The organism is Paenibacillus sp. Lou8.1, assembly GCF_024213565.1.
GTDB classification, from domain to species: Bacteria; Bacillota; Bacilli; order Paenibacillales; family Paenibacillaceae; genus Paenibacillus; species Paenibacillus polymyxa_B.
Map to the genome: position 1 here is coordinate 36,084 of NZ_JANAVN010000023.1, position 24,741 is coordinate 60,824.

At 43.6% G+C, this 24,741-nt stretch carries 22 protein-coding genes and 3 pseudogenes; 16 read left to right on the top strand and 9 right to left on the bottom strand.

From position 1 onward, the window contains the following. Positions 1 to 53 precede the first annotated feature (53 nt). From NLX78_RS25000 to NLX78_RS25015, 4 genes are all read left to right on the top strand, one after another. Entirely contained in the window at positions 54 to 581 is a 528-nt protein-coding gene (locus NLX78_RS25000) for a GNAT family N-acetyltransferase (RefSeq protein ID WP_250268318.1), read from the top strand. A gap of 65 nt (positions 582 to 646) precedes the next feature. Continuing rightward, on the top strand, positions 647 to 967 hold the full coding sequence (locus NLX78_RS25005; RefSeq protein ID WP_302057530.1) for an SAM-dependent methyltransferase: 321 nt from the start codon (positions 647 to 649) through the stop codon (positions 965 to 967). A gap of 398 nt (positions 968 to 1,365) precedes the next feature. Next, on the top strand, positions 1,366 to 2,133 hold the full coding sequence (locus tag NLX78_RS25010; RefSeq protein WP_254351823.1) for an S-layer homology domain-containing protein: 768 nt from the start codon (positions 1,366 to 1,368) through the stop codon (positions 2,131 to 2,133). A gap of 831 nt (positions 2,134 to 2,964) precedes the next feature. After that, a complete protein-coding gene (locus tag NLX78_RS25015; RefSeq protein ID WP_254351824.1) occupies positions 2,965 to 3,156 on the top strand; it encodes a hypothetical protein in 192 nt (63 codons plus the stop codon). Between the two features lie 11 nt (positions 3,157 to 3,167). On the opposite strand, the gene NLX78_RS25020 is transcribed toward NLX78_RS25015, so the two are convergent. Next, the gene (locus NLX78_RS25020; RefSeq protein WP_254351825.1) at positions 3,168 to 4,553 is read right to left on the bottom strand and encodes an MFS transporter; all 1,386 of its coding nucleotides are present in this window, start codon (positions 4,551 to 4,553) and stop codon (positions 3,168 to 3,170) included. Between the two features lie 111 nt (positions 4,554 to 4,664). On the opposite strand from NLX78_RS25020, the gene NLX78_RS25025 reads away from it, so the two are divergent. Then, positions 4,665 to 5,552 carry a LysR family transcriptional regulator gene (locus tag NLX78_RS25025; RefSeq protein WP_235306330.1) on the top strand — a complete coding sequence of 296 codons (888 nt, stop codon included), beginning with the start codon at positions 4,665 to 4,667 and terminating at the stop codon, positions 5,550 to 5,552. Positions 5,553 to 5,723: 171 nt separating this feature from the next. Here the strand turns inward: NLX78_RS25025 and NLX78_RS25030 are convergent, their stop codons facing one another. Continuing rightward, positions 5,724 to 5,996, bottom strand: coding sequence for a helix-turn-helix transcriptional regulator (locus NLX78_RS25030; RefSeq protein ID WP_254351826.1), 273 nt, complete (start codon positions 5,994 to 5,996; stop codon positions 5,724 to 5,726). 77 nt (positions 5,997 to 6,073) lie between these two features. On the opposite strand from NLX78_RS25030, the pseudogene NLX78_RS25035 reads away from it, so the two are divergent. Next, positions 6,074 to 7,358, top strand: a pseudogene (locus NLX78_RS25035) (glycoside hydrolase family 2 TIM barrel-domain containing protein); the annotation flags it as partial. 153 nt (positions 7,359 to 7,511) lie between these two features. Here the strand turns inward: NLX78_RS25035 and NLX78_RS25040 are convergent. Continuing rightward, positions 7,512 to 7,853: a winged helix-turn-helix transcriptional regulator gene (locus tag NLX78_RS25040; RefSeq protein WP_013310350.1), complete on the bottom strand. Its 342-nt coding sequence runs from the start codon at positions 7,851 to 7,853 to the stop codon at positions 7,512 to 7,514. A gap of 106 nt (positions 7,854 to 7,959) precedes the next feature. On the opposite strand from NLX78_RS25040, the gene NLX78_RS25045 reads away from it, so the two are divergent. Beyond that, a complete protein-coding gene (locus NLX78_RS25045; RefSeq protein ID WP_061830919.1) occupies positions 7,960 to 8,874 on the top strand; it encodes an arginase family protein in 915 nt (304 codons plus the stop codon). Between the two features lie 233 nt (positions 8,875 to 9,107). Continuing rightward, the gene (locus NLX78_RS25050) at positions 9,108 to 9,212 is read left to right on the top strand and encodes a DUF6254 family protein (RefSeq protein ID WP_023988604.1); all 105 of its coding nucleotides are present in this window, start codon (positions 9,108 to 9,110) and stop codon (positions 9,210 to 9,212) included. Positions 9,213 to 9,742: 530 nt separating this feature from the next. Here the strand turns inward: NLX78_RS25050 and dapA are convergent. Then, on the bottom strand, positions 9,743 to 10,627 hold the full coding sequence (dapA, locus tag NLX78_RS25055) for a 4-hydroxy-tetrahydrodipicolinate synthase (protein ID WP_367988755.1): 885 nt from the start codon (positions 10,625 to 10,627) through the stop codon (positions 9,743 to 9,745). A 72-nt stretch (positions 10,628 to 10,699) separates the two neighbouring features. On the opposite strand from dapA, the gene NLX78_RS25060 reads away from it, so the two are divergent. The 3 genes and pseudogenes from NLX78_RS25060 (at position 10,700) to NLX78_RS25070 (ending at position 13,531) form a co-directional block, all read left to right on the top strand. Continuing rightward, positions 10,700 to 11,608, top strand: a complete 909-nt coding sequence (locus tag NLX78_RS25060) for a LysR family transcriptional regulator (RefSeq protein WP_367988757.1) — start codon at positions 10,700 to 10,702, stop codon at positions 11,606 to 11,608. A gap of 288 nt (positions 11,609 to 11,896) precedes the next feature. Continuing rightward, positions 11,897 to 12,019 (top strand): annotated as a pseudogene (locus NLX78_RS25065) (NAD(P)H-binding protein); the annotation flags it as partial. Between the two features lie 660 nt (positions 12,020 to 12,679). Then, positions 12,680 to 13,531: a hypothetical protein gene (locus NLX78_RS25070; RefSeq protein ID WP_254351827.1), complete on the top strand. Its 852-nt coding sequence runs from the start codon at positions 12,680 to 12,682 to the stop codon at positions 13,529 to 13,531. 277 nt (positions 13,532 to 13,808) lie between these two features. Here NLX78_RS25070 and NLX78_RS25075 read toward each other — a convergent pair whose 3' ends face one another. From NLX78_RS25075 to aiiA, 5 genes are all read right to left on the bottom strand, one after another. Then, positions 13,809 to 14,420 carry a TetR/AcrR family transcriptional regulator gene (locus NLX78_RS25075; RefSeq protein WP_081112483.1) on the bottom strand — a complete coding sequence of 204 codons (612 nt, stop codon included), beginning with the start codon at positions 14,418 to 14,420 and terminating at the stop codon, positions 13,809 to 13,811. A 158-nt stretch (positions 14,421 to 14,578) separates the two neighbouring features. Continuing rightward, positions 14,579 to 14,770 carry a hypothetical protein gene (locus NLX78_RS25080; RefSeq protein WP_029515917.1) on the bottom strand — a complete coding sequence of 64 codons (192 nt, stop codon included), beginning with the start codon at positions 14,768 to 14,770 and terminating at the stop codon, positions 14,579 to 14,581. A gap of 29 nt (positions 14,771 to 14,799) precedes the next feature. Continuing rightward, positions 14,800 to 16,188: an Asp-tRNA(Asn)/Glu-tRNA(Gln) amidotransferase GatCAB subunit A gene (locus tag NLX78_RS25085; protein ID WP_029515916.1), complete on the bottom strand. Its 1,389-nt coding sequence runs from the start codon at positions 16,186 to 16,188 to the stop codon at positions 14,800 to 14,802. Positions 16,189 to 16,233: 45 nt separating this feature from the next. Then, entirely contained in the window at positions 16,234 to 17,556 is a 1,323-nt protein-coding gene (locus tag NLX78_RS25090; RefSeq protein ID WP_061830911.1) for an MFS transporter, read from the bottom strand. A 14-nt stretch (positions 17,557 to 17,570) separates the two neighbouring features. Continuing rightward, complete coding sequence (gene aiiA, locus NLX78_RS25095) at positions 17,571 to 18,329, bottom strand: quorum-quenching N-acyl homoserine lactonase AiiA (protein WP_165179822.1); 759 nt, start codon at positions 18,327 to 18,329, stop codon at positions 17,571 to 17,573. A gap of 317 nt (positions 18,330 to 18,646) precedes the next feature. Between aiiA and NLX78_RS25100 the strand changes: the two are divergent. The 5 genes and pseudogenes from NLX78_RS25100 to NLX78_RS25120 form a co-directional block, all read left to right on the top strand. Further along, positions 18,647 to 18,874 (top strand): annotated as a pseudogene (locus NLX78_RS25100) (NAD(P)H-binding protein); the annotation flags it as partial. Between the two features lie 173 nt (positions 18,875 to 19,047). Continuing rightward, on the top strand, positions 19,048 to 20,070 hold the full coding sequence (locus tag NLX78_RS25105; protein WP_069291934.1) for an NADH:flavin oxidoreductase/NADH oxidase: 1,023 nt from the start codon (positions 19,048 to 19,050) through the stop codon (positions 20,068 to 20,070). 568 nt (positions 20,071 to 20,638) lie between these two features. Beyond that, entirely contained in the window at positions 20,639 to 21,049 is a 411-nt protein-coding gene (locus NLX78_RS25110; RefSeq protein ID WP_250268342.1) for a MarR family winged helix-turn-helix transcriptional regulator, read from the top strand. A 74-nt stretch (positions 21,050 to 21,123) separates the two neighbouring features. After that, a complete protein-coding gene (locus tag NLX78_RS25115; protein WP_250268343.1) occupies positions 21,124 to 22,887 on the top strand; it encodes an ABC transporter ATP-binding protein in 1,764 nt (587 codons plus the stop codon). After that, positions 22,880 to 24,730, top strand: coding sequence for an ABC transporter ATP-binding protein (locus NLX78_RS25120; protein WP_250261360.1), 1,851 nt, complete (start codon positions 22,880 to 22,882; stop codon positions 24,728 to 24,730). The genes NLX78_RS25115 and NLX78_RS25120 overlap by 8 nt, the downstream gene beginning before the upstream one ends. Positions 24,731 to 24,741 lie beyond the last annotated feature (11 nt).

Sequence of the window (24,741 nt, forward strand, 5' to 3'; positions counted from 1 at the left end):
CAGACTTCTTGAATGAAAGATTCAATCTAAGTAAGTAGAAAGGTGGACAATACATGAAACTTCAAACGAATCGGCTCATATTAAAAACACTTGATCTTAATTTAATCGAAGCAGCAGCCCAACGTGATATAGGTGCTATTGAAGCTTTGGGTTATAAAACCAGTGATGAATGGCCGGGTCCTGATTTCTTTGAAGCTTTACCTTATTTTCGAGAACTTTTGATAAAAAATAATGGCACTAGAGGTTTTGATTCTTGGATCATTGTGGAGAAGGATACCCAAGAAATTGTTGGAGGGATTGGTTTTTTAGGAGATCCTGATCAGAACGGTATGATTGAGATCGGTTTTGCAACGAATGAAAGTCATCGCCGCAAAGGCTATTGCTATGAAGCCGCTCAAAAATTAATAGAGTGGTCCTTAAATCATGAAGAAGTCCAAATCGTAACGGCAAGATGCGTACCTGACAATAACAGCTCTAAGAATTTGTTATTGAAGTTAGGATTTCAAATTGATCACAAAGATGAAGAATTGCTTTATTGGAAATATCAAATGAAGAAAGTAGGAGGGGGTCAGCAGAAATGATCCGGTGAGATCTAGATGACGTAGATTTCATAAGAGCAAATTTAATGGGGCCTAGTTCGATTATCATGCTCGAGGAGCTATCGAAAAATTTGATTCTGCAGAAAGGAATGAGAGTGCTGGATTTGGGCTGTGGGACCGGACTTACTTCTATCTATCTGGCGCAAAAGTTTGACATAACCATATTTGCTGTCGATTTATGGATTAGTGCAACTGAAAACTATAGAAGATTCAGAGAGTTTGGTTTGGAAAGCCAAATTATCCCCATTCATGCAGATGCCTGCCACTTGCCTTTTGCAGAGCAATACTTTGATGCAGTCATAAGCGTAGATGCGTATCAATATTTTGGAGCGAAGAGCTTCCCAGTCCTATGGGGTGGAATTCGCTAAACTAACTAATAACGATAGTTCAACGCTACCAAAAACAGCCGAGCGCTCGGCTGTTTTTTAACTAACGGGCAGATTACACTAATGCAGATTCCTCATCGCATGAAGCGGTTAATCGATGCTAGGGTCGTACAGGCTTAGGTCAAAAGAGTAAAAAGCGAGAACGGGCCATGAAGGCCTTCACAAGCTTTCTCAATTCCCGACGGGTCTACCCGAATATGGAGAGACTTTAGAACTTGTATCCATAACATTTTTTAAACACAGATTGTCGATATTCCAAAATACTGTTTAACAGTGCTTTTTTCTCTCTAATATCATCATTTTCTTTTGAAATGTCGATATAAAATTGAGTCTAGAGAACTATTTTATACATAAATTTTACCTAAAGGAAGTGGAAAGAGATGTTGAAAAAGAAATGGCTTATCACCCCGTTGGTTGCGACGACACTGTTTTTCGGTCAATCTGCATTCGCGGCAAACACGTTTCCTGATGTGGAAGGAACAAAATATGAATGGGCTGCCGAATCGATTCGTTCCATGGTCGACAAGGGCGTTGTCAAGGGCTATGCAGATGGGACCTTCAAGCCAAGCAAAACCATAATGAAAGCGGAATTTGTACATATGTTTCACAAGCTTTTTCCAGAAATCGATCATTCTTCCGGCGAACCTTCCGACTTTGTGGATGCGCGTAAACACTGGGCGAATAAAGATTTTGCAGCAATATTCAACGGGGACTACGTCTGGCCGTATGCTGAAAGTGTTGGCGGGAAATATCCAAACTATCAATTATATGTAAAACCTGACAAACCATTGACCCGCTGGGATGTGATGATGATCGCCTCTCTTCGTACGGATTATACCAATCAGACGCTTCATCCTGAGATTGAGGAAGTGATTTCCGCAGCTGCGCAGTACAAGGATATGAAAGTTCGTCAGGCCAATTACAATGACAATTTCTCGGCCTACTATCCGGTGCTGTACATCGACAAGACTGGAGAAGAGTACAACTATGATGGAGATTCCCAGGATCAAAAGGCAGAAGCATTCTACACCCTAACCAAGATGGGAGTCCTTACTGCTAATGAAGGATACCTTCACCCAAAAGCGCTAGTCACACGGGCTGAAGCTGTTACCATTTTACAGCGTTTGTACGAAGCTACAACGAAGTAATTTTTAAATCAATGATGATCAGATAAAAGCAAAAAAAGATCCAACAAATGGCTTCATTTACACCTCAAAGGGTAGGCTGTTAGGTTTTGATAATCCGAATTCAGAAAATAAACAAATCTAAAAGTATGTCAATGAATTTGTGGAAGAATTGAGATTTCAAACCGCTGATCTGAACAAATCAAATCAGCGGTTTTTTTAGTATGAGCATGGGGGAAGATCAAGCTGCATCTTTTAGAAAGTTTTTTGACAGGTCGACGAAATCGAGGTTAATATAGATCCATTAAGTCCTTGATTGAAGTGGGGAATCTGAAGTATTCAAAAGTAATGAAGAATGCACTCCACACGATGCTTTATTTAATTGCCTTTGCGTCAGACAGACCGAGAGGGAATGGTTAGCTTTGATTAAAATATAGTTAGTATATATCTATTAAGTCTTTAATACTTGAAATTTTACCAAGTCGGTACATTCTATAAAGTACTGGTTTTTGTGAGAAAATGATGCACTACTATTGTGACCTGTAATCATACAAAAAGGAGACTGAACTTATGTGTAGCGAACGTTCTACTAATCCCTGGAATTCGGAAGGGTATAATGACAAGCTGGATTATGTCGGCAAGCCGGAACGAGGGTCTTGTCCTTGCTTCAGCGAGGGACGAAATCTGTAGTATTTTTCAAACATTGGCGAATATACCAGCCCGCTGGAGCAGACTGACTTCCGTGTTACGTTGGCTCAACACTTCGACAAGTCCACTCCGCTTAAGGGAAATACAGGGGCGCGATAATGATCAAACGACCACTGAATATGCTTTTGTTTTCTGAAAAATGGTATTATGGCAGTTATTAAAAAAATAGCTAATAAGGTTGCTTCACAGAGAGAAACATCAGAATCAATTAAAATAGTGTGCAAAGGTTCATGCAACCGACTTCATAAAACCGTTCGTTTAGGTGAAACACCTTCTTTAATCCAAATAAATGACATTGGATGCATGATGATTGGTGCCGCGCAATGGTTTGAGATATGAACTTAGTGAACCTACGACTCATGCAATTGCGCTGACTCCCGGTGCCGCCGACTCATGAATACCAAAGACAATGCAATTACCGTAAGGATGATCCCAAGCATTTGAAATCCCTTGAAGCTAAACGTACCTCCCATTACGATAGCTATCAATAATGAAGAGATAATGGTTCCCAGATATCTGGATGTGTTAAATAATCCGGATGCTACACCGATTATTTCTTTTGGAGAACTTTGGAACAGGGCTGCTTGCATACCTACATTGTTCAAACCGTTGCTAATTCCGAATGCAGCTAAAGCCAAACACACGCTGATAACCGGTGAAGTTGGATTCAATGTCACGAGCCACACTGACCCCAATGTCATCAGAATTGCGGACACCAGCAATGCCGGTCGGGGTCCTGATTTATCGATCCATTGTCCTGCAATTGGAGAAGTAATTAGCGAGCACAAGCCTAAGCTTAGCATGAGAATGCCTGTTTGGAACTCACTGACATGACGTACCATTTGCAAGTAGGACGGAAGCCCGAAAAAGAGCGAGTAATATAGTACATTAACGAGCATGAATTCAACATTAACCCAAGTCATCGCAGGGTACTTGGCAAATGTACGTAAAGGAATAAAGGGTGATGTCGCTTTTAACTCATGTCGTACGAATATCCCCAGCGCAACGAGACCTATCAGCCCGACAATGACATTTCCTAATAAGATATGTCCAGATGATTTTGCTGAGAGTAGTCCAACGAGCAGGGTAACCAAAGCCACTGTGAAGAGCAGAATCCCTAATGCATCAATCAGTTCAAACCATTTACGAAAGGACATGTTGCGTGCTACGGATGTTGGCAGTTCGTCCTTAGGAATATTCCTCCAAGCCAATACAAAGCTGGCCACCACAAACGGAATATTGATGAAAAAGATAGCAGGCCAATTCCACCAATGAATCAAGACCCCGCCAATAAAGGGGCCAATTGCTGCTGCTCCAGATAGGAATATGGACAAAACAGACAACGCAGTTGCTTGTTTCTCTGTAATATGAATTCGAACAATAGCCATTCCAACCCCAACCATCATGCTTGTTCCGATGGATTGCACAATGCGGAACATGATGAGCCACCCGAAATTTGGTGATAATGGAGCTAATAATGATGCAATGAAGGCTACAACAAGCCCGGTAAGAAAAATTTTCCTACGACCGAATAAATCGCTGGCTTTTCCCATGACAGGTTGAGCGATGCTACTTGCAATGTAGAAAGAAAAAATAATCCAGGAAACACCTGTAAAGTCAAGTTGGAACACATTTTGCAGACTTGGAATAGCAACAGAAACCATCGAAGAATTTAATGGGTTCAATAGTATCCCTAGACCAACTGAAATCATTAACCACCAGCTGCGAACGCTCATTCCTGGTCCCCCCATAGCGAATTAATGTCATCGTACTTGAAATCGATTATTTATTCCAACGCATTTGATGTTATAATCTCATTGACTTGAGGGAATGAATGGGGGATCATAATGGAACTTCTTCAACTGCAATATTTTCTGACGGTAGCTCGTTTGGAACATGTGACCGAAGCTGCACGAAGTCTGCACGTTACTCAATCGTCGCTGAGCAAAACGATTCAACGCCTGGAGGAAGATCTGGGGGTTCCTCTATTCGATCGAACAGGGAGGAAATTGCGATTGAATGAGTTCGGAAGTAGATTCCTTCACCGTGCAGAGAGGGCTTTATTTGAATTGGAGCAGGGGAAGCAGGAGCTTAGTGATTTATCCAGCCCGGAACATGGCACTCTCGAATTGGCAGTGACCACCGCAAGCACATTACCCAATATTCTGCGAGAGTTTCGGAAAAAGCGACCCTATATTCAATTTCATGTGCAAATGCTGACCACGCAGGAAATGGTAACGCTGCTTCATAGAGGAGAGGTCGATTTTTGCTTGTCCTCACCTCCAATAGAGGGAGATGACATCGAATGCCAAATCGTGTTTATCGATCCAATCCTTGTAGCTGTTCCAAAGGGGCATCGGCTGGCGGATCGAAGCAGTGTAACGTTGACGGATCTAAGGGATGAATGGTTTGTCGGTGTAAAGAGAGGCTACGGTACTCGCGATTTAGTGGACTCTGTATGCAAATCGGAAGGTTTTATACCTAAGTATGTGTATGAGGGGGATGAACCTGCAAGGCTTAGTACGCTTGTGGAAGCTGAAATTGGCATAGCCTTCATACCAAGCACGGCAAGAAACTCACGGGAACATCTTAAATATCTTCAAGTAGAAAATCACGAATTGGTACGGGAGATCGCTTTATTATGGCACAGGAGTCGGTATATTTCGCGGGCTGCTCTAGAATTCCGTGAGGTAGTTGTAGAATATTTCGGAGCAATATCCAAACAGACAATTTAATCCTATATATAAGTGAAATAAAAAACATTAACAGAAGCGGTAGCGTAGGACATGTTAACCAAACGTCCTAAGCGGCCGCTTATTCTTTTATTCAACTGCAAAATTTGTAATTTCGATTTGTACGCTGCCATACACACATGCCCAGCTATTGAAGGAGTTTTTTAGATTGTACTAACCCATCCTTCTCAGCTGGCGAAACTGCTCCGTCGTGATGCCTGTATGCTCCCGAAATCTCTTGATAAAATAGCTTCTTTGATGAAAGCCAGTTTCCAGTGCAATCTGCTTTACAGTGAGTACCGTGGATACAAGGAGATGTTTGGCCAGCGTTATTCGGCATTGGAGCAAATATTGAGCTGGGGTGCTGCCCATGAGCTGATGGAAGAGCCGGCTAAAATGAAAGGAGCTATAACCTGACGTCGCAGCCATTGTCTTCAAATCGAGCATGTTCCGACATTGCATACGAATATATTCCGCCGTATGACGAATCCTCTCATGGACGGTGCCGCCGGGAGAGGTGCCGAAACTTTGAATGCTTTTATGTACAGAGCACCGGAATCTGGAAAAGTGTGTGGATTGAATATGTGAATGAGGTAAGAATCAATGAGGTCAAGATAATACCGGATATCGACCGTCATATGATCCGCTTTGACTTTCAGCTCATGGGTATTGAGGCTAAAGATAATTTACGCCTGGAGACACGGATTGCGCTGAAAGGACAGCATGTGAAAAAGGTCAGCTTATCTGCCGACAGGCCCTGGATAACGGTAGAGGTCCATGTATTTCATGAAGCGTGTGGTCCATGGAAGCAGTGCTTGTGGTCACCGGAATCGCCAAATTTGTTCGATGTAGAGTTTGCTCTGTATGAGGATGAGAAAGAGAGCGACAGGGTGTATTCTTATTTTGGCATGCGGAAAATATCGATTGAAAACGGGCAGATTCTATTGAATAATGGCCCTCTTTTACCAGCGGCTGATTCTAGATCAGGGCTATTGGCCGGAAACTCATCTGACTCCCCCCTTCTGAAGAAGCTCTTATCGAAGATATCGATAAAATAGCCGCGATGGGATATAACGGGGTTCGTAAACATATGAAGCTGGAAGACCCTCGCTTTTTATATTGATGTGATGTGAAAGGCATGCTCGTCTGGTCAGAAATGGCGTCGACCTTTGAGTTCAATGATCAGGTGGTTAGCCGCTTTACGAAGGAATGGCTGGAAATCGTGCCGCAGCAGTACAATCATCCAAGCATCATAACTTGGGTCCCGTTCAATGAATCGTGGGGCATATCGACCATTGGACATGATGTAAGGCAGCAGCAGTTCACGCAAACCATCTATCATCTGACGAAGACGATTGATCCGTATCGTCCGGTGGTTACCAATGACGGTTGGGAGCATACGGTCTCGGATATTTTGACCCTTCATGATTATGTGGAGACGGGCGAAGAGTTTTTGGAGCGATATCAGGACAAGGAAAGCATCGTAAACAACAGCATCTCCTTTAACAATTGGAAATATGCCTTTGCAGAAGGATATGCCTACCGAGGACAACCGATTATCATAAGCGAATTCGCGGCATTGCCTTCCAGACGGACAAGGGCTGGGGATACGGAAACCAGGTGGATTCAGTCGAAGCTTTTATCGAACGTTTCTGTGCAATCACCGGAGCAATTAAAGCGACCCCCTATCTCTCGGGCTATTGCTATACACAGGTAACCGATGTACAGCAGGAAGTCAACGGGTTGTTGACGGAAGACCGAAAACCGAAGGTTCCGCTTGAAGTGATTCGGGAAATAAATCTGGCTTGAAGCGATAATTAAGATAATAGAATTTGCAGAACGGCTGCATGCTGTTGTTCAGCCATTGCTGGATTCACTTAACTAGAGAGTTTAAACTTGGAATAGCAATGTTGGAAAACAGGACAACTTTTCGCATACAGGCTTTTTATTAGAAAACTGGATTTAATTATTTTGGTTTTTTGTTCCCCACTCACATAACCCTTCCAAAACAGGTAATAGCGTTTCTGCTTTATCTGTGAGACTGTACTCGACTTTAGGGGGAACTTGAGGATATTCTTTCCGATTCACCAGACCATCCGCTTCCAATTCTTTTAGTTGTGAACTCAATGTTTTATAAGTAATAGCCCCTATCTGTCTTTTCAGATCATTAAAGCGAACTGTTCGGTTTTCGGCTAGGAGATAAATAATAACCATTTTCCATTTACCACCAATCAGTGAAACTGTATAACCAAAAGGTGTATCTTGAATGTTTTTAACTTTACCTTTAAATTCAGCCATACTCATGTTTACAATATCCTTTCGGGTAGTACCTATCAAAATAGTGCGTACTACGTTTTTATTTGTGTTCAGTTTATACTAACCTTACTTTTGAAGTAAAGGAGAGAAAAACATGACTGAAAAAACAATACGTCTGTTAATGCCACAATGGCAAGGGGGAAACAATCCTAATTACTCTTTTGGAGCCGAACTGCTTGCTTGGCTAGCTCCGGATAATGATCAACCCCTTATTCATGTTCCCATTCAAGCTTATAACGGTACTCCGCTTGAAAACGAAAACGGTATGAATGGGAGAAAACAGCTACTTGAACAGTTAGAGGCTGCTCAGCATATCATTGATGCTCATAAGCCAGATCGTATTGTAATGTTTGGTGGTGACTGCTTAGTGGAACAAGCTCCATTTGCCTATTTGAACGAACGATACGGTGGGGAATTAGGTTTAATTTGGATCGATGCTCACAGTGATTTAGTTAGATATGTGGGCTATGATAACGGACATACATTACCGCTCGGAAATCTTTTGGGAGAAGGAGATGAGGAGTTCGCAAAACATGTGAAAATCCCACTAAAACCTGAAAATGTCTTTATCGCGGGATTAGCGGCTCCTACAGAACAAGAAACAGAAGCCATTTCAGAAGCGTTTCAAAGACTAGGTATAGCTCCTGCAGAATCAGACACAGAAGTGATTCAAAGACTAGGGATTAAAACTGCAGGAACCAAAGAGTTAACGAATAGTACTGAATCTATTAGAGAGTGGATTAAAGAAAGTGGCATTAAGCATCTAGCTATTCACCTTGATTTAGATGTGCTTGACCCAAAAGCATTTCGTTCTTTACTGTTCGCCAACCCTGAAGCGCCCTATAATTTTTCTCCTGCGGGAACAATGCAAATGCCTCAGCTACTTAATCTGATTAAAGAACTATCTGAAGAAACAGATGTAGTTGGATTAGGTATAACAGAGCATATGCCGTGGGATGCTATTAATTTAAAGAATCTGCTTGGAGAGATACCTATTTTAAATAAGTAAGTTCATACATGGATTATAATAGAACAATGATCTGCTTAATCACAAAAATACACCCCCGCAAACATAAAGTGCGTGAGTGCATTTTTATGATTAAGCGATTTTGACATCCTATATTTGGGATTGTGATATGTAGGAGAAAATTCAACGAATTTAGTTTTATGAATGAACAGAGCTGAGAAATGACAACTTAAGAAAGTAGTATACATCACAATTTCCAAAGGAGGATATCTGTTATGGCTCACCAGAAGAAAAGGAAAGAAGCAGCCTGGAAGTCACGAAAGCAAGAGCAGCATCCCCATGGTAAAGTCAAATCGCTCAAGGAGCTGTCCAGCGAATAGGAGTGATGAGTATACTGCTTGAAAGAGAAGGACTGTCGGTGAAATTCATCGGCAGCCCTCTTTTTGCAATAATTTCGCTTATAGACAACCCAATGCAGATAGCGGGACTTGTAAAAAATGTTTTCCTGATGACAGCGTCTACAAACACCAAATTGCTATGCGTCACATACATCTTCACTTATTTTGGACCAGTAATTTACAGCGTTCTACTATAGAGGGTATCTTCTTAAATTCGTTTTTCTAAAGGCTGCCTGTTCCGGCTAAGAAATGAAGCATCTCCTGTCCAGGAGATGCTCAGGCTGTCGAGAAACCCCCTGTTTTTTTGCAGGGGGTTTAAAACTGTCTTAGTGGTCTAAAAACTAGGGTCCTCAGATCGTTTTAAATCGATTTTTGTTTTAAAAGATGCGTCTCCCCATATAAAAATAGAATTGTCGAAAAGTCCTCTGGACTTTCTCGACACTCTGAGCATCTCCTGTCCAGGAGATGCTTCTTCTACGTTATGATTGGGGAGTCTGAGATAAGCTGATTTATCAGGATATGATTGAATTCAGGAGACCCTGCTTCACCTGATCCGACAGGGGCATAAGTGGCAGACGCAATTGCTCGGCGGCAATAATCTCTTGTTGGGTAAGCCACCACTTGATCGCGGCCGGGGCTGGCTCTGCAAATACATGCTGGATCATCGGTTCTAGTAGCATAAAACTGTCTCGCGACCCGTTCATGTCGCCAGCCACAAAACGTTGGTATATATCCACATACTTCTGGATATGGAGATGAGCGGATGCAAGCATACCACCGGTAGCCCCCTGGCATAGCATGGCATGGAAATAGGCATCCTCTCCGCAGAGGACAGGCTTGGTCTCGTACTGGGCCAATTTTAAGAGCAGATCAAGACCGCCCGTGCTGTCCTTGAGCCCAATTATGCCATCCAGGTCCAGCACTTTGCGAATTGTATCTATTGTCATGCGACTACCCGTGCGAACCGGAATCTCATATACTAGCACAGGCAGGCCTACACGAGATACGACACGGAAATGCTCCAATATTCCTTCCTGCGTCGGCCGGTTGTAATACGGAGTGACCACCATGGCTGCATCCGCTCCTAATTCAGCCGCCATTTCCGTCCGATGCACCGTTGAATAGGTATCATTCGTTCCCGTGCCAATAACGATCGGAATGGTTTTGTTCATGATCTTCAGAACATCCTGCGTCACATGTACCATCAGCTTCACTTCATCCCAGGATACGGTTGGCGACTCTCCTGTCGTACCGTTAACGACCAGACCCTGGATGTCATGGCCTGCAAGATAGGTAACATACTTCCGGTACGAATCGATGTCCAGCTTATAGTCACGCGTAAAAGGTGTAATCAGCGGTATGAAAATCCCATGAATATGTTGTTCGTTCATCATCATCAGTTATCCCTTCCCGTTGAATTAAATCTAATGTAACATAGGAAACAGCATCAGAGTTATCTATAATAAACGATGATTCTAATCAAAATTTTCGATGGGGTGGCCAGATTGGATTTCATTTATCTTCAAACATTTCGGGAAGTTGCCATTCGTGAAAGCTTTACAAGAGCAGCAGAAGTGCTCGGTTACGCACAATCCAGCGTCACGACCCAGATTCAAAAGCTGGAGAAAACATATCAAGTTAAATTGTTCGAGCGCTACAATAACAATAAGATTCGTCTTACCTCCGCCGGAGAAGAGCTGTTCAAGCTTGCTGGACAAATGCTGGAGCTTTTCGAGCAATCGAAAGAAAAATTGGCCAAGCAGGGCGGAGGCTCCATGACGATCGGTACTATGGATTCCATCGCTTCGTATTTTCTGCCGCCGTATATGCAGGCGACTCGCAAAGAATACCCAGATCTGAACATACGATTGCATACGGATCGCGAAGAGATGATTTTGCACCAGGTGAGGGAAGGGGAGGCCGATGTTGGGTTGATCCTCGCGGACGATTCAAGCAATCCGGCGTTGCAGTGGATTACCATTCGAGAAGAACCGCTTGTGCTGATTGTCCATCCGAACCATCCGCTTATCGCTAAAGAGCAAATCGACCTGAATGATCTGGTTGATGCGGAGTGGATCATGCCCGAGCATACGTGCAACTACAGACAACTGCTGGAGAGAGTGCTTCGAGCAAATGGAATCACCTATCGCGTGAGTCTGGAGCTGGGTAATCCGGAAGCGATCAAACGGAGCATCAAGACTGGAGAGGGTATATCCATTCTACCTCTAATGGCTGCGCTGGAAGAGATTGAACGGGAAGAGTTAAAGGTGTTACCCTTTGAGCATGCCGAGCTCAAGCTGGAAATTCAGCTTGTTCTTCATCCCAAAAAGTGGGTGTCCAACGCATTGAGCTTTTTTATGGAGAGCATGAGAATATAGATTTTCCTCCACATCAAAATTAATATACAATACGAGCGCTTCCTAGTAGATACCAGAAGCGCTCAAAGTTTAACGTACCGAAGAATGAGAACTTAGAAAGCAAAGATGAACCAAAGTTTATTCAAATCATCGACGTATTTTTTCTGGAGAATAAGCAATCAATATTTGTATTCACTAAACCATTCGGTTACTTAATGTTTAATTAGAACAAGATGATCGACCTTACAGCCAAGAAAGGTGATTTAAGTTAATGGGAAAGGAAAAAATATAATAATGAGGAGTGATTAGGTGAAGGTTTTGGTGGTAGGTTCAAATGGACAAATTGGACAACATCTTATCCATTTTTTGAAAGAAAACAAAGAACACACAGTCCGTGCGATGGTTAGGAAACAAGAACAAGCTAATGCTTATCATAATGGTTCCATGTTCCTGATGTTTTGGTTTTTAGGCAAGGGCATATTCCATTACTTTATCAAATAAAACTGGAGCCCAAAGAAGAACGAAACAATGATCGAACAGAATTGGGTAATAAATATTGTAGAACATGCGCATCAAAAAAGGATTGGAAATATCAAGTAGTTTTCCCAAAAACACCTCCGATATCTCTGTCCCGTAACCTTAAGTTTTTGAAAGGTTTTTTAAAAGAGAGAAAGTACTATTCACAATGGTATAACCCTGTTATCTATCGACTTCAGTGTATTTGGGTCTTGTCCAGTTGACCATCTTGCCTCCACATTCGTAAACAATACAGATCCCCTCTTAATTAAACCATTGATTTATCACCTCATCGCAAAAGGAACATTAATCACCAATCTCAACGAGCTTATTTCATCCCGTAGCATAATATCACTAAACACACAGGTGAACCCCCAAGTAGAAAAAATAGATGGAGGAATGTTGTATGCATTTAACCAAATCAGGATATATGCTTAGTATTGTCTTTATGGGAAAAAGTTCAAGGTGGTTACCATAAATCCCCCTCATGTGTGGCTAAGGAGGCCTGATGGTGAGGATCTAGAGATATTTTTTACTGATTTAGTGAATCACCCGACTTTTGTACCGGAAGCCTCGATGAAACTTGAGAAGCAACAAGAGAAGAAGTCATACGATAATGTACTTGCAAAATTAGATCCGAAAAAAAGAGACGAGGTCAGTAAACGTTTTGATCTGATACAGCCGCTGATTTTACTCGAAAAGATAAAGAATGGTAATATTCAAGCCGTGTCAAAATTTAATGATAAATATAAGGAACTTCTTCATGAGGATGAAGAAGTGTTTAAACTTAAGCAAGAAGAGTTAATCTCTAAAATTGTGAAAAAGTTTGGCGGATCCAGGGCAACCATTATGCGCATTTTGGCAAATTATAGAAAATACGAAGACGCATCGATATCCAGAGGACTTGAGAGATTAATATCAAATAAAGGAAAAGGATACACAGGAAGAAAAGATAACAAAGTGATGACAATTTGCCATCCAGAACGGCAAGAAATTGTACTGGATACTATTCTTGTCCGTCTTACTGATAAGCAAATTGAAATATTAAAAGAAAATCTTGAAAGGGACTACCTAAATAAATATCGTGTATCGAAAGCAACAATACATAGATTAGTAGAACGAAGATGCGCGAAGGTGAACGAAGCAGAAGTTAAATATAGCACAATCTCCGATATTATTGACCGAATTGATAAACAGGCAGTAGAAAGACTTCGAAATATAAATAAGGCTAAGACTATTTATGATGAAGTCGCCCGTGGCTATGCAAACAGAGAGGCCATATATAGGTTGGATATTATTCAGATGGATCATACACGCTTGGATATGCAGGTGATTGATGATGTAACAGGTCTTGTAATTAAGCCTGCTGCTACGAAGCCTACAGGAAGTAGACGAAAGAGCGCTGCTGATGATAAGAAGACCGAATAAGGAGAGCGTGCCATGGAAGTCCGATCCGGACAATTCGCATAGCAGCCATTGGCAGAAAAAAAGGGTTGTCCCATAAGTCATAAAAATGACTAGGGACGTCCTGTTCTCCAATTGTAAAACAATAAGAAACCGTTCCTGGGTAAAATGGAGGTGCCACCCGACCATTTGAAAGGATATGGTTTCTTTGTACATTCAATATACCATTATGAGATAAAAAGAGGGGTTACGCAGGACTATCTCTCATCCATGTTATGTGGCTTTGTGGCCAGCCCCTCATTTAATGTCTATTAGCTCTTAAACCTTCAATAAATATGCGGTGTAATCCATCAAGAACTCGTTGGCTTGTAAAGCCTTCATCTTGGAGATGGTAATCGATATTGTGAAGCACGGCCAGCAGGGCTTCAATAGTATATGAAATGTCCACCCCGGATACGTCTCCCTGTTCAACGGCCTCATTTAGCAGATTTCTGCTTATATTGCGCATCCATTGACATAACGGAGATTGTAACGGACGATGCCCGGTTGAGGCCCGGCTGACCTCACAGAGCCAAGGAACTTTCGCTTCTAAAAAAGATACATATCTTACGATTACATGGTAAAGCCGGTCCAAGGCAGCGGTTTCTGGGGACTGATCAAGAAATGCTTGAACTTCATCAAACAAAGGTTGGTATTCTTCATACGCGATCTCCTGACATATGTCGCCCTTATCCGAGTAGCGGCGGTATAGGCTTGCTTGTCCTACTCCAGCAGTCTTCGCAATCTGATGCATATTGACATTGTCAACACCGTTTTTGATGAAAAGTTCTCTAGCCGCCGCCAAAATTCGTCTTCGGTTTAACTCCTCTCTGGGAATTTTCAGAGAGACAGATTGCGATTCTGAATTCATCATAAACATCTCCCTTCATCATTAATTTAACTGTTATTTAACACGAAAAACGGACAATATGTCCGTTTTTCGTGTATAGGACATGTTGTCCGTCTTCATATTATAATACATTTCGTGAAAAATTAAAAATACATTCATTTGGGTGACCGATGAGCTTTTTTTTATTTCTTGGTATAGTGCTTTTTGTAAATTGGAGGCAAATGCGGTTCAATGCCCGATAGGTCCAGTTCCTTTAAACTTGCGATCGTATGAATAAACTGCTCGTATGCTTTTTTCTTGTCGCTCGTCGTATCTGTTCCGGTTTCGGTTGATGCTTTCCTGCTAACTTCAGAGTTAAGTTGCTTTTGATCCATAGATTACCCTCCATCAAATATAGTCAGGCTTACAAATCCGGATGTCTCTTGTGCCAGTCTGTATTCATTTCATAAGTATTGCCGATACCTAGTACTGTCGCTTCTTCGAAGGGGCGGCCAATCAATTGCATATTAATCGGCAGACCGGAAGGTGAGAAGCCGCAAGGCATGCTCAGGCTAGGCAAGCCAGTCAAATTGGTCGGAACCGTAAATGAGTTCAATCTGAATACACTAGCATCATCATCTGCACGCGGCGCAGTGATCGGTGTTGCCGGCGTCAACAAGATGTCGATTCCGGACAATGCATTCAAAAAATCATTGACAATTAGTTGCCGGGCCCGCTGAGACTGAAGGTAAATGGAAGCCGGAATATCTCTACTGCTTTCAAGAAACATTCGGACGTCCGGTCCATACTGTTCCAATTCTGTCTCAAGCCACTTCTCGTGGTACGAGTACATTTCCGTCATCATAATGGCCATCGTCGCACTTCTAACATGTTTGATCAGGGGCAGGCTAACTTCGATGATTTCTGCTCCCAGTTCTCGGAATTTATTGATAGCGGCCTTCATCGCAGCTTCCACTTCCGGCATCAAATCCTCGTAATAGTAGCTTGTCGGCAATCCGATACGCACACCCCTGAGACCATTCGGATACATCTTGATACCTGGCGCAGGCAGATCGACAGTCGATTCATCCTTTGGATCGAAGCCAGACATCACATCCAAGCACAGGGACGCATCCATGACACAGCGGGTCAACGGACCCGAGTGGTCCAATGACCAGGCCATTGGAATGATACCATACCGACTGACCCGACCGTACGTCGGCTTCATCCCTACGACACCGCACAAAGCAGCGGGTATGCGGATCGAACCTCCGGTATCCGAGCCTGTGCCCAGATAAGTAAGTCCAGCCGCTAAAGCAGAAGCCGAGCCGCCGCTTGAACCTCCCGTTACAAGTTCAGTGTTCCACGGATTGAGGCAAGGACCGAAGTGCGGGCTAGTTGTTGTCAATCCCGCAGCGAACTCGTGAGTCTGTACTTTGCCTAGCAGAACTGTTCCAGCCTCATGTAGCTTAGCTGCAACCGTCGAATCGTAATCGGGGACGAAGCTGTTCAATATTTTTGAACCGGCAGTTGTTCGGATCCCTTTAGTGTAATATAGATCCTTATGAACGATGGGAATCCCGTGAAGGGGCCCTTTGTACCGACCATGCATAATATCGCGTTCCGATTGCTTCGCTTGTTCAATCGCCAGTTCGGACGTTTGGGTAACGAAAACGTTCAGTTTCGGATTCAAACGTTCGATGCGGTGAAGCGCATGTTCTGTAATCTCTACCGGGGATATTTCCCTTGTTCGGATCCCCTCGGCCAGCTCATGAATAGCAGCAAAGGACAGTTGGAAATTTAATTTACTCATCTATTCATCCTCCGTCTCTTTCGGACATGTCGTAAGTCTACCAAACTAATTACCATAGCTTCCGCTACGATTTGCTTTTCTTGCGAATAAGTATGTCAGGATTGCCAACAGGGAAATGGTAAAATAAACAACAGAAAAAGGCATCTTTAGATCAATCAGTCGGCCGACCAGCGCAGGGCCGAATGCTCCGCCTAGGAGATAGGCCAGTGTGAAAATACCCATCCCTACACCCAGCTCAGCCGAACGGAGTGTCGTCGAAACTAAATTGCTGCTAGAGGTGAGGACACCGTTGAATCCAATCATAAGGATAATGATCAATAAAGCGTCGATCCATGGCGGCAAATGTACGGATACCCCCAGTAGTATAAATCCGCTGATGACGAGACTTTGCGATATGACAAGCACGCGGGAGCTTCCGAAACGATCTGTCCAACCTCCGATCCGGGATCCGAGCAAGGCTGCACAGGCGGCACCGGGAAGCATCAGCAGACCGATTTTACTAGTTGGTAAATGAAAGGAATTCTTCATCATGACAGGAAGAGTAAAGGTTAACCCCGTGTTGCATACGAAGGTAAGGAATCCAATCCCTAGAATTCGTCGGTAAGGAGCATTTTTCATGAAAGATGCATCGATAAATGGATGTTCTTTTTTCTGAATATGAGTACCGAACCATAGAAGAACTGCTGCTCCTGCAATGAGCATAAACCAATAGTTCGTAACCCCTAGCAATACCAACGCCAGTCCCGCGGAGAACAAAACAGCTCCGAGAAAATCGAATGAACCGCGGTCGTGTTTCTTGTCAGGAACATACTTGAATATCAAAGGGATAACAAATAGGCTCAGACTGGACACGATGAACAAAGCACGCCAGCCAAAGTATTGCTCCACGAAACCGCCGAACACAGGCCCGAAGCCGGAAGCAAAGGCAATTGTGGCGGATAAGGTTCCCAGCACCCGTCCCTTGACTGTAGGCTTAAAATACAGGGTTACTGCCGCATAAGACAGGGGAGAGATGGATGAGGCCCCTGCTGCCTGCAGCAGTCTCCCAATGATGACTTGCAAGTATGAAGCTGCAAAAAAGCCGATCATAGAGCCGAAAGCTAAAAGGATTAAACCAATGACATACAGCTGGCGAAAGGAAAAGGACTCCGTTAACTTGCCGTAAGTACCGGCGCCGATAGCCATCAAAATGCTGTAACCGACCATAACCCAGCTCACCTGCGAGGAGGTCAGGGCAAAGTCAGCGGAAATCGAAGGTATAGACAAATTAAACATGGTCATATTGATGTTTCCGAAAATAATGAGCAAGCAAAGTGTCCCCATTAATTTCCGCTCATTGCCGGATAAAGCCATTGATTGAGTATCCATAGCCTGTCCCTCCATTACAGGAAGTCAGGAAAGGTGCGGCATTTTTGCGCCTGATCTCTATCGTGTCCTAAGAAAACATAGGACGGCCGAACATCCTGAATTAACTCCTGCATGCGAGTAATCGATTTGGCAGCCATCTCTTGATCGAATGTCAAGAACGGTACGCTATTCTCGAAGTTCTCCCGAGTATAAGCAACATCAATTGTCAGTAGCACTGGACCCGACTTTTCCGTTGTGACAAGGACTGATTGATGGCCAGGGGAATGACCCGGAGTGAATAAAATTTGAACCCCCGGAATCAATTCATGGTCACCCTCAATGATTTGATATTGTAAATCGGGCAGCCTGCACTCTAATGGAGAGTAATCCTCATTGTTTATGGCCGCATCATACTCTGCCCTTTGAATAAGGATCGGCGTATTGCGGAAATGCCCGTTTCCCCCAGAATGATCCAAGTGTAAATGGGAGCTAATGACCATTTGAATATCGTCAGGTCGATAACCTACACGCTTTAACACATTTACGATCGAGTCGCCGTCAGACATGTTGGGGACGACGCGCCCTTCACGTCTAGTCCCCTTGTAGTAATCGGGATTGTTGATAAAAGCGTCGGGCATTCCCGTATCGATGAGTATCGGCCCGCTGGTCGTTTCCAATAGAAAAGACCACACAGGCATTCCGACTAATTTCCCGGGGGCAAGGGTTCGATTAACTGCCGATTGATCTAGGAAACATTCACCTACAGGTAAAAAATACAACTTTTTGATATTCATCCTAGTTTCACCCTTTATATTATAAATCCGGACAGTTTGTCCGTTTTGTTTTGATTATATCGGACAGATTGTCCGATGTCAATTTGTCATCGGCGGTTGGGCTTCGGAATCTACTGGTTCTCATTTCTCTTCACAGTTATAGAATGACGAGTGATCATATTAGGGTGTGATTATGTTATTGTTGGAGGATAAGTCTCAGTTATAATCCAAAAAAAACGTAAAAAGTCTCAGTTATAAAGCAAGAAAGTATCACTTATAACTAAAAATTTTAGGAATGTAAGAATAACTTTTGTCTCAAGTATAGCCATTACTCATAGCTGGAAAGCAGCAGTTTGAACTACACAATCATAAGACTGGGGATTCTTTTGAATGAAATCGGTACGGGAAAAGTGGCTGCCGCGGAGAATATCACCTATGGCAGTATCCCACGTGAGGATGTAGCCCGTGCCATTGTGGCAGCTTTAGATGAGGGGAACACATACAAGCGAGCATTTGATCTGATTACTGGTGACGATTCAGTTGTCGAAGCATTGCAAAAAATCTGAAGATGAGGATCAAGTGTGAATCCAAACAATAAAGAATTATTTGCACCAATTACTTTGAAGCTTTGAAATCATACCTAGAGTTGACAAATGAAACAAACATGTTAATGTATATGCTTGTGCATGCATTTTATTGATGCATTTCATAATATAAATCAGAGAGGAGTCTTTCTTACATGAAAGATTTATTTAGTCCCTATACAATTAAAGGTTTGGAATTGAAAAATCGCGTAGTTATGCCTCCAATGTGCCAATATTCGGTTGACAAAAAGGATGGGGTCGCCACAGATTGGCATTATATACACTACGTTAGCCGGGCGGTAGGCGGAGCTGGTTTTATCATAATTGAAATGACAGATGTAGAGCCAGATGGTCGTATCTCCGATTTTGATCTTGGTTTATGGTCAGATGAGCAGATTCCTGCTCTCAAACGGATTGTAGATGCTTGTCACAGCTACGGTGCCAAAGTGGGAATCCAAATCGCGCATGCCGGACGCAAGGCGGAAGATGCTGAAGTCCCTGTAGCACCATCTGCTATTGCATTTGATGAAAATTCAAAACAACCTCGCGCGCTTACAACAGAAGAGGTTAAAGGACTCGTTGAAAAATTTCGTGCTGCTGTAGCTCGCGCTGTTAAGGCTGGATTCGACAGCATTGAAATTCATGGTGCACATGGCTATTTGATTCATCAATTTCATTCGCCGCTTACGAACAAACGGGAAGATGAATATGGTAAAGATCTTACCCTTTTTGGTCGGGAGATCATTCAGGCAGCGAAGGGCGAAATGCCGGAAGATATGCCGCTGTTGATGCGTATTTCTGCCAAAGAATATGTAGAAGGTGGATATGGTATTAAGGAAAGCATTGCTTTTGCCAAGGAATATCAAAAGGCAGGAGTAGATATGTTTGATATTTCATCTGGCGGTGAGGGACCTATAGCTGCATGGGGCAGACCAGGAACTCACGCAGCGTATCAAGTCCCCTTGGCAAAAGATATCAAAGAAGCTCTGGATATTCCGGTGATGGCCGTTGGAAGACTGGAAGATCCAATTTTGGCGAATGCAGTTATCGGTAATGAAGAGGCCGATCTGGTTGCTGTGGGTAGAGGGATGTTGAGAAATCCTTATTGGTCACTGGAAGCCGCATCAAAATTGAAAAAAGAAACTGCAATCCCTACACAGTATACTACAGGGTTTTAAGACTGACTGTACACATTACTGATTGAGCCTGCTTGGGTCAGTAAAACGATTCGAATCGATTAAGCAAAAAAAGTACGTCCTTTAGACCTTCTGTAAAGTACTCTATCAAGGTACTCTACAAAAGGTCTAATTAATGAGCTCTGCGATCACAGAGAGCATCCAGAATATTGTTGCTCAAACCAATTTGCTGGCTGCCTGGGCAGGAGCATGGAAGAAGGTTTCCGATTGTGGCGGGAGAAGTGCGTAAGATTGCCGAATATGCTTTGAATCTGTGGGCGGAATCGATGACCAGACGATTCATCAAAGTACGGCATGTAGAACTTCACCTTACAAACAATAATGAAGATGTTCAGAGGAAGATACATAAGAAGAGATTCAGTTTTAGCTCTGATGTTTTTACATTGGACTTTGTGTAGAAAAATTGGTAAAGATACAAGCTAGTTACGGAGGATTTTTTTGTATTCCATATTTTCTCTAATTGACTTTGTGACTCGACATTATTATTATCTTATACTATAAGATTAATTATCTCATACTATAAGGTATTAGCGAGAAGGTGTTGTGACCATTGGATTATAAATCATTAGCGACAGAACTATTCGAGTATATCGTCAAATCGCGGAAACCGGCATTAGAGGAACGAGGGCACTTCTCACGTGGCGAAATGGGGATTCTCATTTGTCTGAATTTCAATAAGGACGGGGTTACCTCTGGCCACTTGAGCGAATACTTGTCCGTCAGTACGGGACGGGTAGCAACGGCACTGAAGAGTCTGGAGAAGAAAGGGCTAGTTGTACGGCGTACTGATGTCAACGACAAACGTAAGGTGATTGTATTCATTACGGATTCAGGTAAGCAATTTATGATTGATAGGCATAATGAAGGAATTGCATGGACCGAGAATGTTCTTCGAAAGTTAGACGAAGAGGATGCTAAAGAACTGATTCGACTCATTAAGCTTATTGTCTCTAGAAGCTGAACTTCTATGCAGATGCAGGACGCACCATACTTCACCAAACATCAAAGACTATCAGATAAAAGGAGAGCAACAGAATGCTAAAGATATTCAAATATCTCAAGAAAAATGAATGGATGCTCGTACTTTGCAGCCTAGCTTTCATCGTTGTGCAGGTATGGCTTGATCTGAAGCTGCCTGATTATATGGCGGAAATTACGACCAAGCTGCAAACGGAAGGAACGCCTGTGTCCGAACTGCTGATTCCCGGCAGTTACATGTTGTTTTGTGCCGTCGGCAGTATGATTGCATCTATTATTGTGGGCTATTTCGCGGCAAAGGTGGCTGCTGGGCTGGCTATGCGTCTGCGTGCGATGGTCTTTGACAAGACCTTATCCTTTTCTATGGAAGAGATGAACAGCTTTTCGACGGCAAGCCTCATTACCCGCTCCACGAACGATGTTACGCAGATTCAAACGGTGGTTGCGCTGGGGCTGCAGGTGATCATCAAGGCACCTATTCTGGCCGTATGGGCTATTGTGAAGATTGCGGATAAAAACTGGCAGTGGACCGCCTCCACAGGAGCGGCCGTGGCTGTTCTGATTCTAATGCTAAGTGTCATTGTTGTTTTCGCTCTTCCAAGTTTTCAGAGAATCCAGCGTCTCACCGATAATCTGAACAGGGTAACACGTGAGCATCTGATCGGACTTCGGGTAGTACGCGCTTATAATGCAGATCAGTATCAGCAGGAGAAGTTCGAGCAGGCTAACGTTGAGTTGACGAATACAAACCTGTTCGCGAACCGATTAATGACGATGATTGGCCCAGGTATGACCTTTATTATGTCAGGTCTGAGTGTCTCTATCTATTGTATCGGCGCTTACCTGATTAACGGGGCGGCCGTACCAGACCGCATCACGTTGTTCTCCAATATGGTTGTATTCTCCTCTTATGCAATGCAGGTGGTTATGGCCTTTATGATGGTAAGTATGATATTCATTCTGATGCCTCGCGCCTCGATCTCTGCCAAACGGATCATGGAGGTTTTGAATACCGAATCCAGCATCGTTAACGGGCATGAGACGACTGGAGAAGAGAGCGTTATGGGGCAAGTGGAATTCCGTAATGTCAGCTTCAAATATCCGGACGCGGAGGAGGCCGTGCTTCGCAACATTAGCTTTACGGCGAAACAAGGCGAGACGGTTGCCTTTATTGGCGCTACAGGCAGCGGAAAAACCAGCGTGATCAATCTGATTCCCCGTTTCTATGATGTGACCGAGGGAGAGGTACTCGTGGATGGTGTGAATGTCAGGGACTATAATCAGCAGGCACTCCATAACAAAATCGGGTATGTCCCCCAGAGAGCTGTACTGTTCCACGGTACGGTTGTATCCAACGTTTCGTATGGCGATAACGGAAGAGCAGGAGCTTCGGAGAAACTCGTTAAAGAAGCCGTTGGTATTGCTCAAGGAACGGAGTTTGTCGAAAAAATGGATGGTCAATATCAGGGTAGAATTTCGCAAGGTGGAGCGAACGTTTCGGGTGGTCAAAAGCAGCGGCTGTCCATTGCGCGTGCCATCTACCGTCAGCCGGAAATTTATATTTTCGATGATTCCTTCTCGGCATTAGACTACAGAACAGACCGGATTCTGCGCTCCGCTCTCAAAAAAGAAACCGGCCACGCTACGACACTTATCGTTGGTCAGCGCATAGGTACTATCAAAGACGCTGATCGGATTATCGTGCTGGACCAGGGAGAGATTGTAGGGAGCGGCACGCATGAAGAGCTGATGACGAACTGCAGCACCTATCAGGAAATCGCATATTCGCAGCTTTCGAAGGAGGAACTCATACATGGATAAGAATGAACACACCGTCGACAGCCAGCAAATGAAAATGAATCAGCGAGGTCCCATGGGTAAAGGACCCGCGGGGGGCAAGGGTACTGGTGAAAAAGCGAATAATTTTAAAAAGACCATCAGCCAGCTTGTATCCTACAGCAAGGCCTATGTGCCTATGATTATACTAGCTATGGTACTGGCCCTGGTCGGCTCCACCCTCAACGTGATTGGCCCCGATAAGCTCAGCGATATTGCCAACCTGATTCAGGAAGGAATCGTTACCGGGATTGATGTAAGTGCTGTTCAGAAGATTGTTCTTGTATTGGCGCTTTTATATGGATTTGGTCTTATCTTTAACTATTTCCAGGGCTTCATTACAGCAACCGTCTCACAGCGTCTTACAAAGAAGATGCGGACAGAACTGTCTCGAAAAATCGATCATATGCCTTTGAAGTATTTTGACTCTACGAGTTACGGTAATGTGCTTAGCCGTGTAACCAACGATGTCGATACCATTGGACAAACGTTAAACAACAGTCTCGGCACGCTTGTCAGTGCGCTGGCTACCTTCGTGGGCGCCTTGATTATGATGCTGTATACGAACTGGATCATGACCGTTACCGGAATTATAGCTACGCTGATCGGCTTTTGCCTGATGAGCGTGATTATGAAGCATTCACAGAAATACTTTGTTGCACAGCAAGCGGAGCTTGGCCAGATCAACGGTCATATCGAAGAAACTTATGCTGGTCATAACGTAGTCAAGGTATATAACGGGGAACAAGCAGCCAAGGAAGTGTTTCATGGCATTAACAGCCGCTTATATACAAATGCATGGAAGTCCCAATTCATGTCTGGTCTGATGATGCCAGTCATGATGTTCATTGGAAATTTTGGTTATGTCGCGGTCTGTGTCGTGGGAGCTTTGCTGGTCAACCAACAGACTATAACTATTGGAACTATTGTCGCCTTCATGGTGTATATTCGTCTGTTTACACAGCCCTTGTCGCAGCTGGCACAGGCCGCAACCAATCTGCAGTCGGCGGCTGCCGCCAGTGAACGTGTATTCGAATTTCTGGGTGAAGAAGAATTGGCAGATGAGCGTCACAAGACCATAAAGCTGGACACTGCCAAAGGGGATGTCGAATTCAAACATGTCCGTTTCGGCTATAATGCAGATCGTATGATCATCAAGGACTTCTCCATGAAAGCTGAAGCTGGTCAGAAAATTGCCATTGTCGGTCCGACAGGCGCTGGTAAGACCACGCTCGTGAATTTGCTCATGCGGTTTTATGAGCTGAACGATGGAGAAATCTACATTGACGGCACCCCGATTAGCCAATTAACGCGCGAAAATATTCATGAATTATTCTGTATGGTGCTTCAGGATACCTGGCTGTTCGAAGGAACGATTCGTGACAATATCGTCTTTTCCAAAGATCATGTTACCGATGAGCAGGTGGAAGCTGCATGTAGAGCGGTGGGTCTGCACAGCTTCATTAAAACACTGCCGCAGGGCTATGATACAGTGCTGGATGACAAAGCCAATCTCTCTGCCGGTCAAAAGCAATTGATTACCATTGCAAGAGCCATGATTGAAGATTCACCCATGCTCATTCTGGATGAGGCCACAAGCTCGGTCGATACGCGTACGGAATTGCTGATTCAACAAGCGATGGACCAGCTGACTGTGGGGAAAACCTCCTTTGTGATTGCTCACCGACTTTCGACGATCAAGAATGCGGATCTGATTCTGGTCATGAAGGACGGTGACATTATCGAAATGGGTAACCATGAGGAATTGTTGGCTAAAGGCGGCTTCTATGCCGATCTATACAATAGTCAGTTTGAACATGCATCTTAAAAGTAAATGCT

Bases quoted from the DNA above. Each gene is read 5' to 3' on its own strand.
- NLX78_RS25000 (WP_250268318.1), top strand. From the start codon at position 54: ATGAAACTTCAAACGAATCGGCTCATATTAAAAACACTTGATCTTAAT.
- NLX78_RS25005 (WP_302057530.1), top strand. From the start codon at position 647: ATGCTCGAGGAGCTATCGAAAAATTTGATTCTGCAGAAAGGAATGAGA.
- NLX78_RS25010 (WP_254351823.1), top strand. From the start codon at position 1,366: ATGTTGAAAAAGAAATGGCTTATCACCCCGTTGGTTGCGACGACACTG.
- NLX78_RS25015 (WP_254351824.1), top strand. From the start codon at position 2,965: ATGGCAGTTATTAAAAAAATAGCTAATAAGGTTGCTTCACAGAGAGAA.
- NLX78_RS25020 (WP_254351825.1), bottom strand. From the start codon at position 4,553: ATGAGCGTTCGCAGCTGGTGGTTAATGATTTCAGTTGGTCTAGGGATA.
- NLX78_RS25025 (WP_235306330.1), top strand. From the start codon at position 4,665: ATGGAACTTCTTCAACTGCAATATTTTCTGACGGTAGCTCGTTTGGAA.
- NLX78_RS25030 (WP_254351826.1), bottom strand. From the start codon at position 5,996: ATGCTCGATTTGAAGACAATGGCTGCGACGTCAGGTTATAGCTCCTTT.
- NLX78_RS25040 (WP_013310350.1), bottom strand. From the start codon at position 7,853: ATGAGTATGGCTGAATTTAAAGGTAAAGTTAAAAACATTCAAGATACA.
- NLX78_RS25045 (WP_061830919.1), top strand. From the start codon at position 7,960: ATGACTGAAAAAACAATACGTCTGTTAATGCCACAATGGCAAGGGGGA.
- NLX78_RS25050 (WP_023988604.1), top strand. From the start codon at position 9,108: ATGGCTCACCAGAAGAAAAGGAAAGAAGCAGCCTGGAAGTCACGAAAG.
- dapA (WP_367988755.1), bottom strand. From the start codon at position 10,627: ATGATGATGAACGAACAACATATTCATGGGATTTTCATACCGCTGATT.
- NLX78_RS25060 (WP_367988757.1), top strand. From the start codon at position 10,700: ATGATTCTAATCAAAATTTTCGATGGGGTGGCCAGATTGGATTTCATT.
- NLX78_RS25070 (WP_254351827.1), top strand. From the start codon at position 12,680: ATGAAACTTGAGAAGCAACAAGAGAAGAAGTCATACGATAATGTACTT.
- NLX78_RS25075 (WP_081112483.1), bottom strand. From the start codon at position 14,420: ATGATGAATTCAGAATCGCAATCTGTCTCTCTGAAAATTCCCAGAGAG.
- NLX78_RS25080 (WP_029515917.1), bottom strand. From the start codon at position 14,770: ATGGATCAAAAGCAACTTAACTCTGAAGTTAGCAGGAAAGCATCAACC.
- NLX78_RS25085 (WP_029515916.1), bottom strand. From the start codon at position 16,188: ATGAGTAAATTAAATTTCCAACTGTCCTTTGCTGCTATTCATGAGCTG.
- NLX78_RS25090 (WP_061830911.1), bottom strand. From the start codon at position 17,556: ATGGATACTCAATCAATGGCTTTATCCGGCAATGAGCGGAAATTAATG.
- aiiA (WP_165179822.1), bottom strand. From the start codon at position 18,329: ATGAATATCAAAAAGTTGTATTTTTTACCTGTAGGTGAATGTTTCCTA.
- NLX78_RS25105 (WP_069291934.1), top strand. From the start codon at position 19,048: ATGAAAGATTTATTTAGTCCCTATACAATTAAAGGTTTGGAATTGAAA.
- NLX78_RS25115 (WP_250268343.1), top strand. From the start codon at position 21,124: ATGCTAAAGATATTCAAATATCTCAAGAAAAATGAATGGATGCTCGTA.
- NLX78_RS25120 (WP_250261360.1), top strand. From the start codon at position 22,880: ATGGATAAGAATGAACACACCGTCGACAGCCAGCAAATGAAAATGAAT.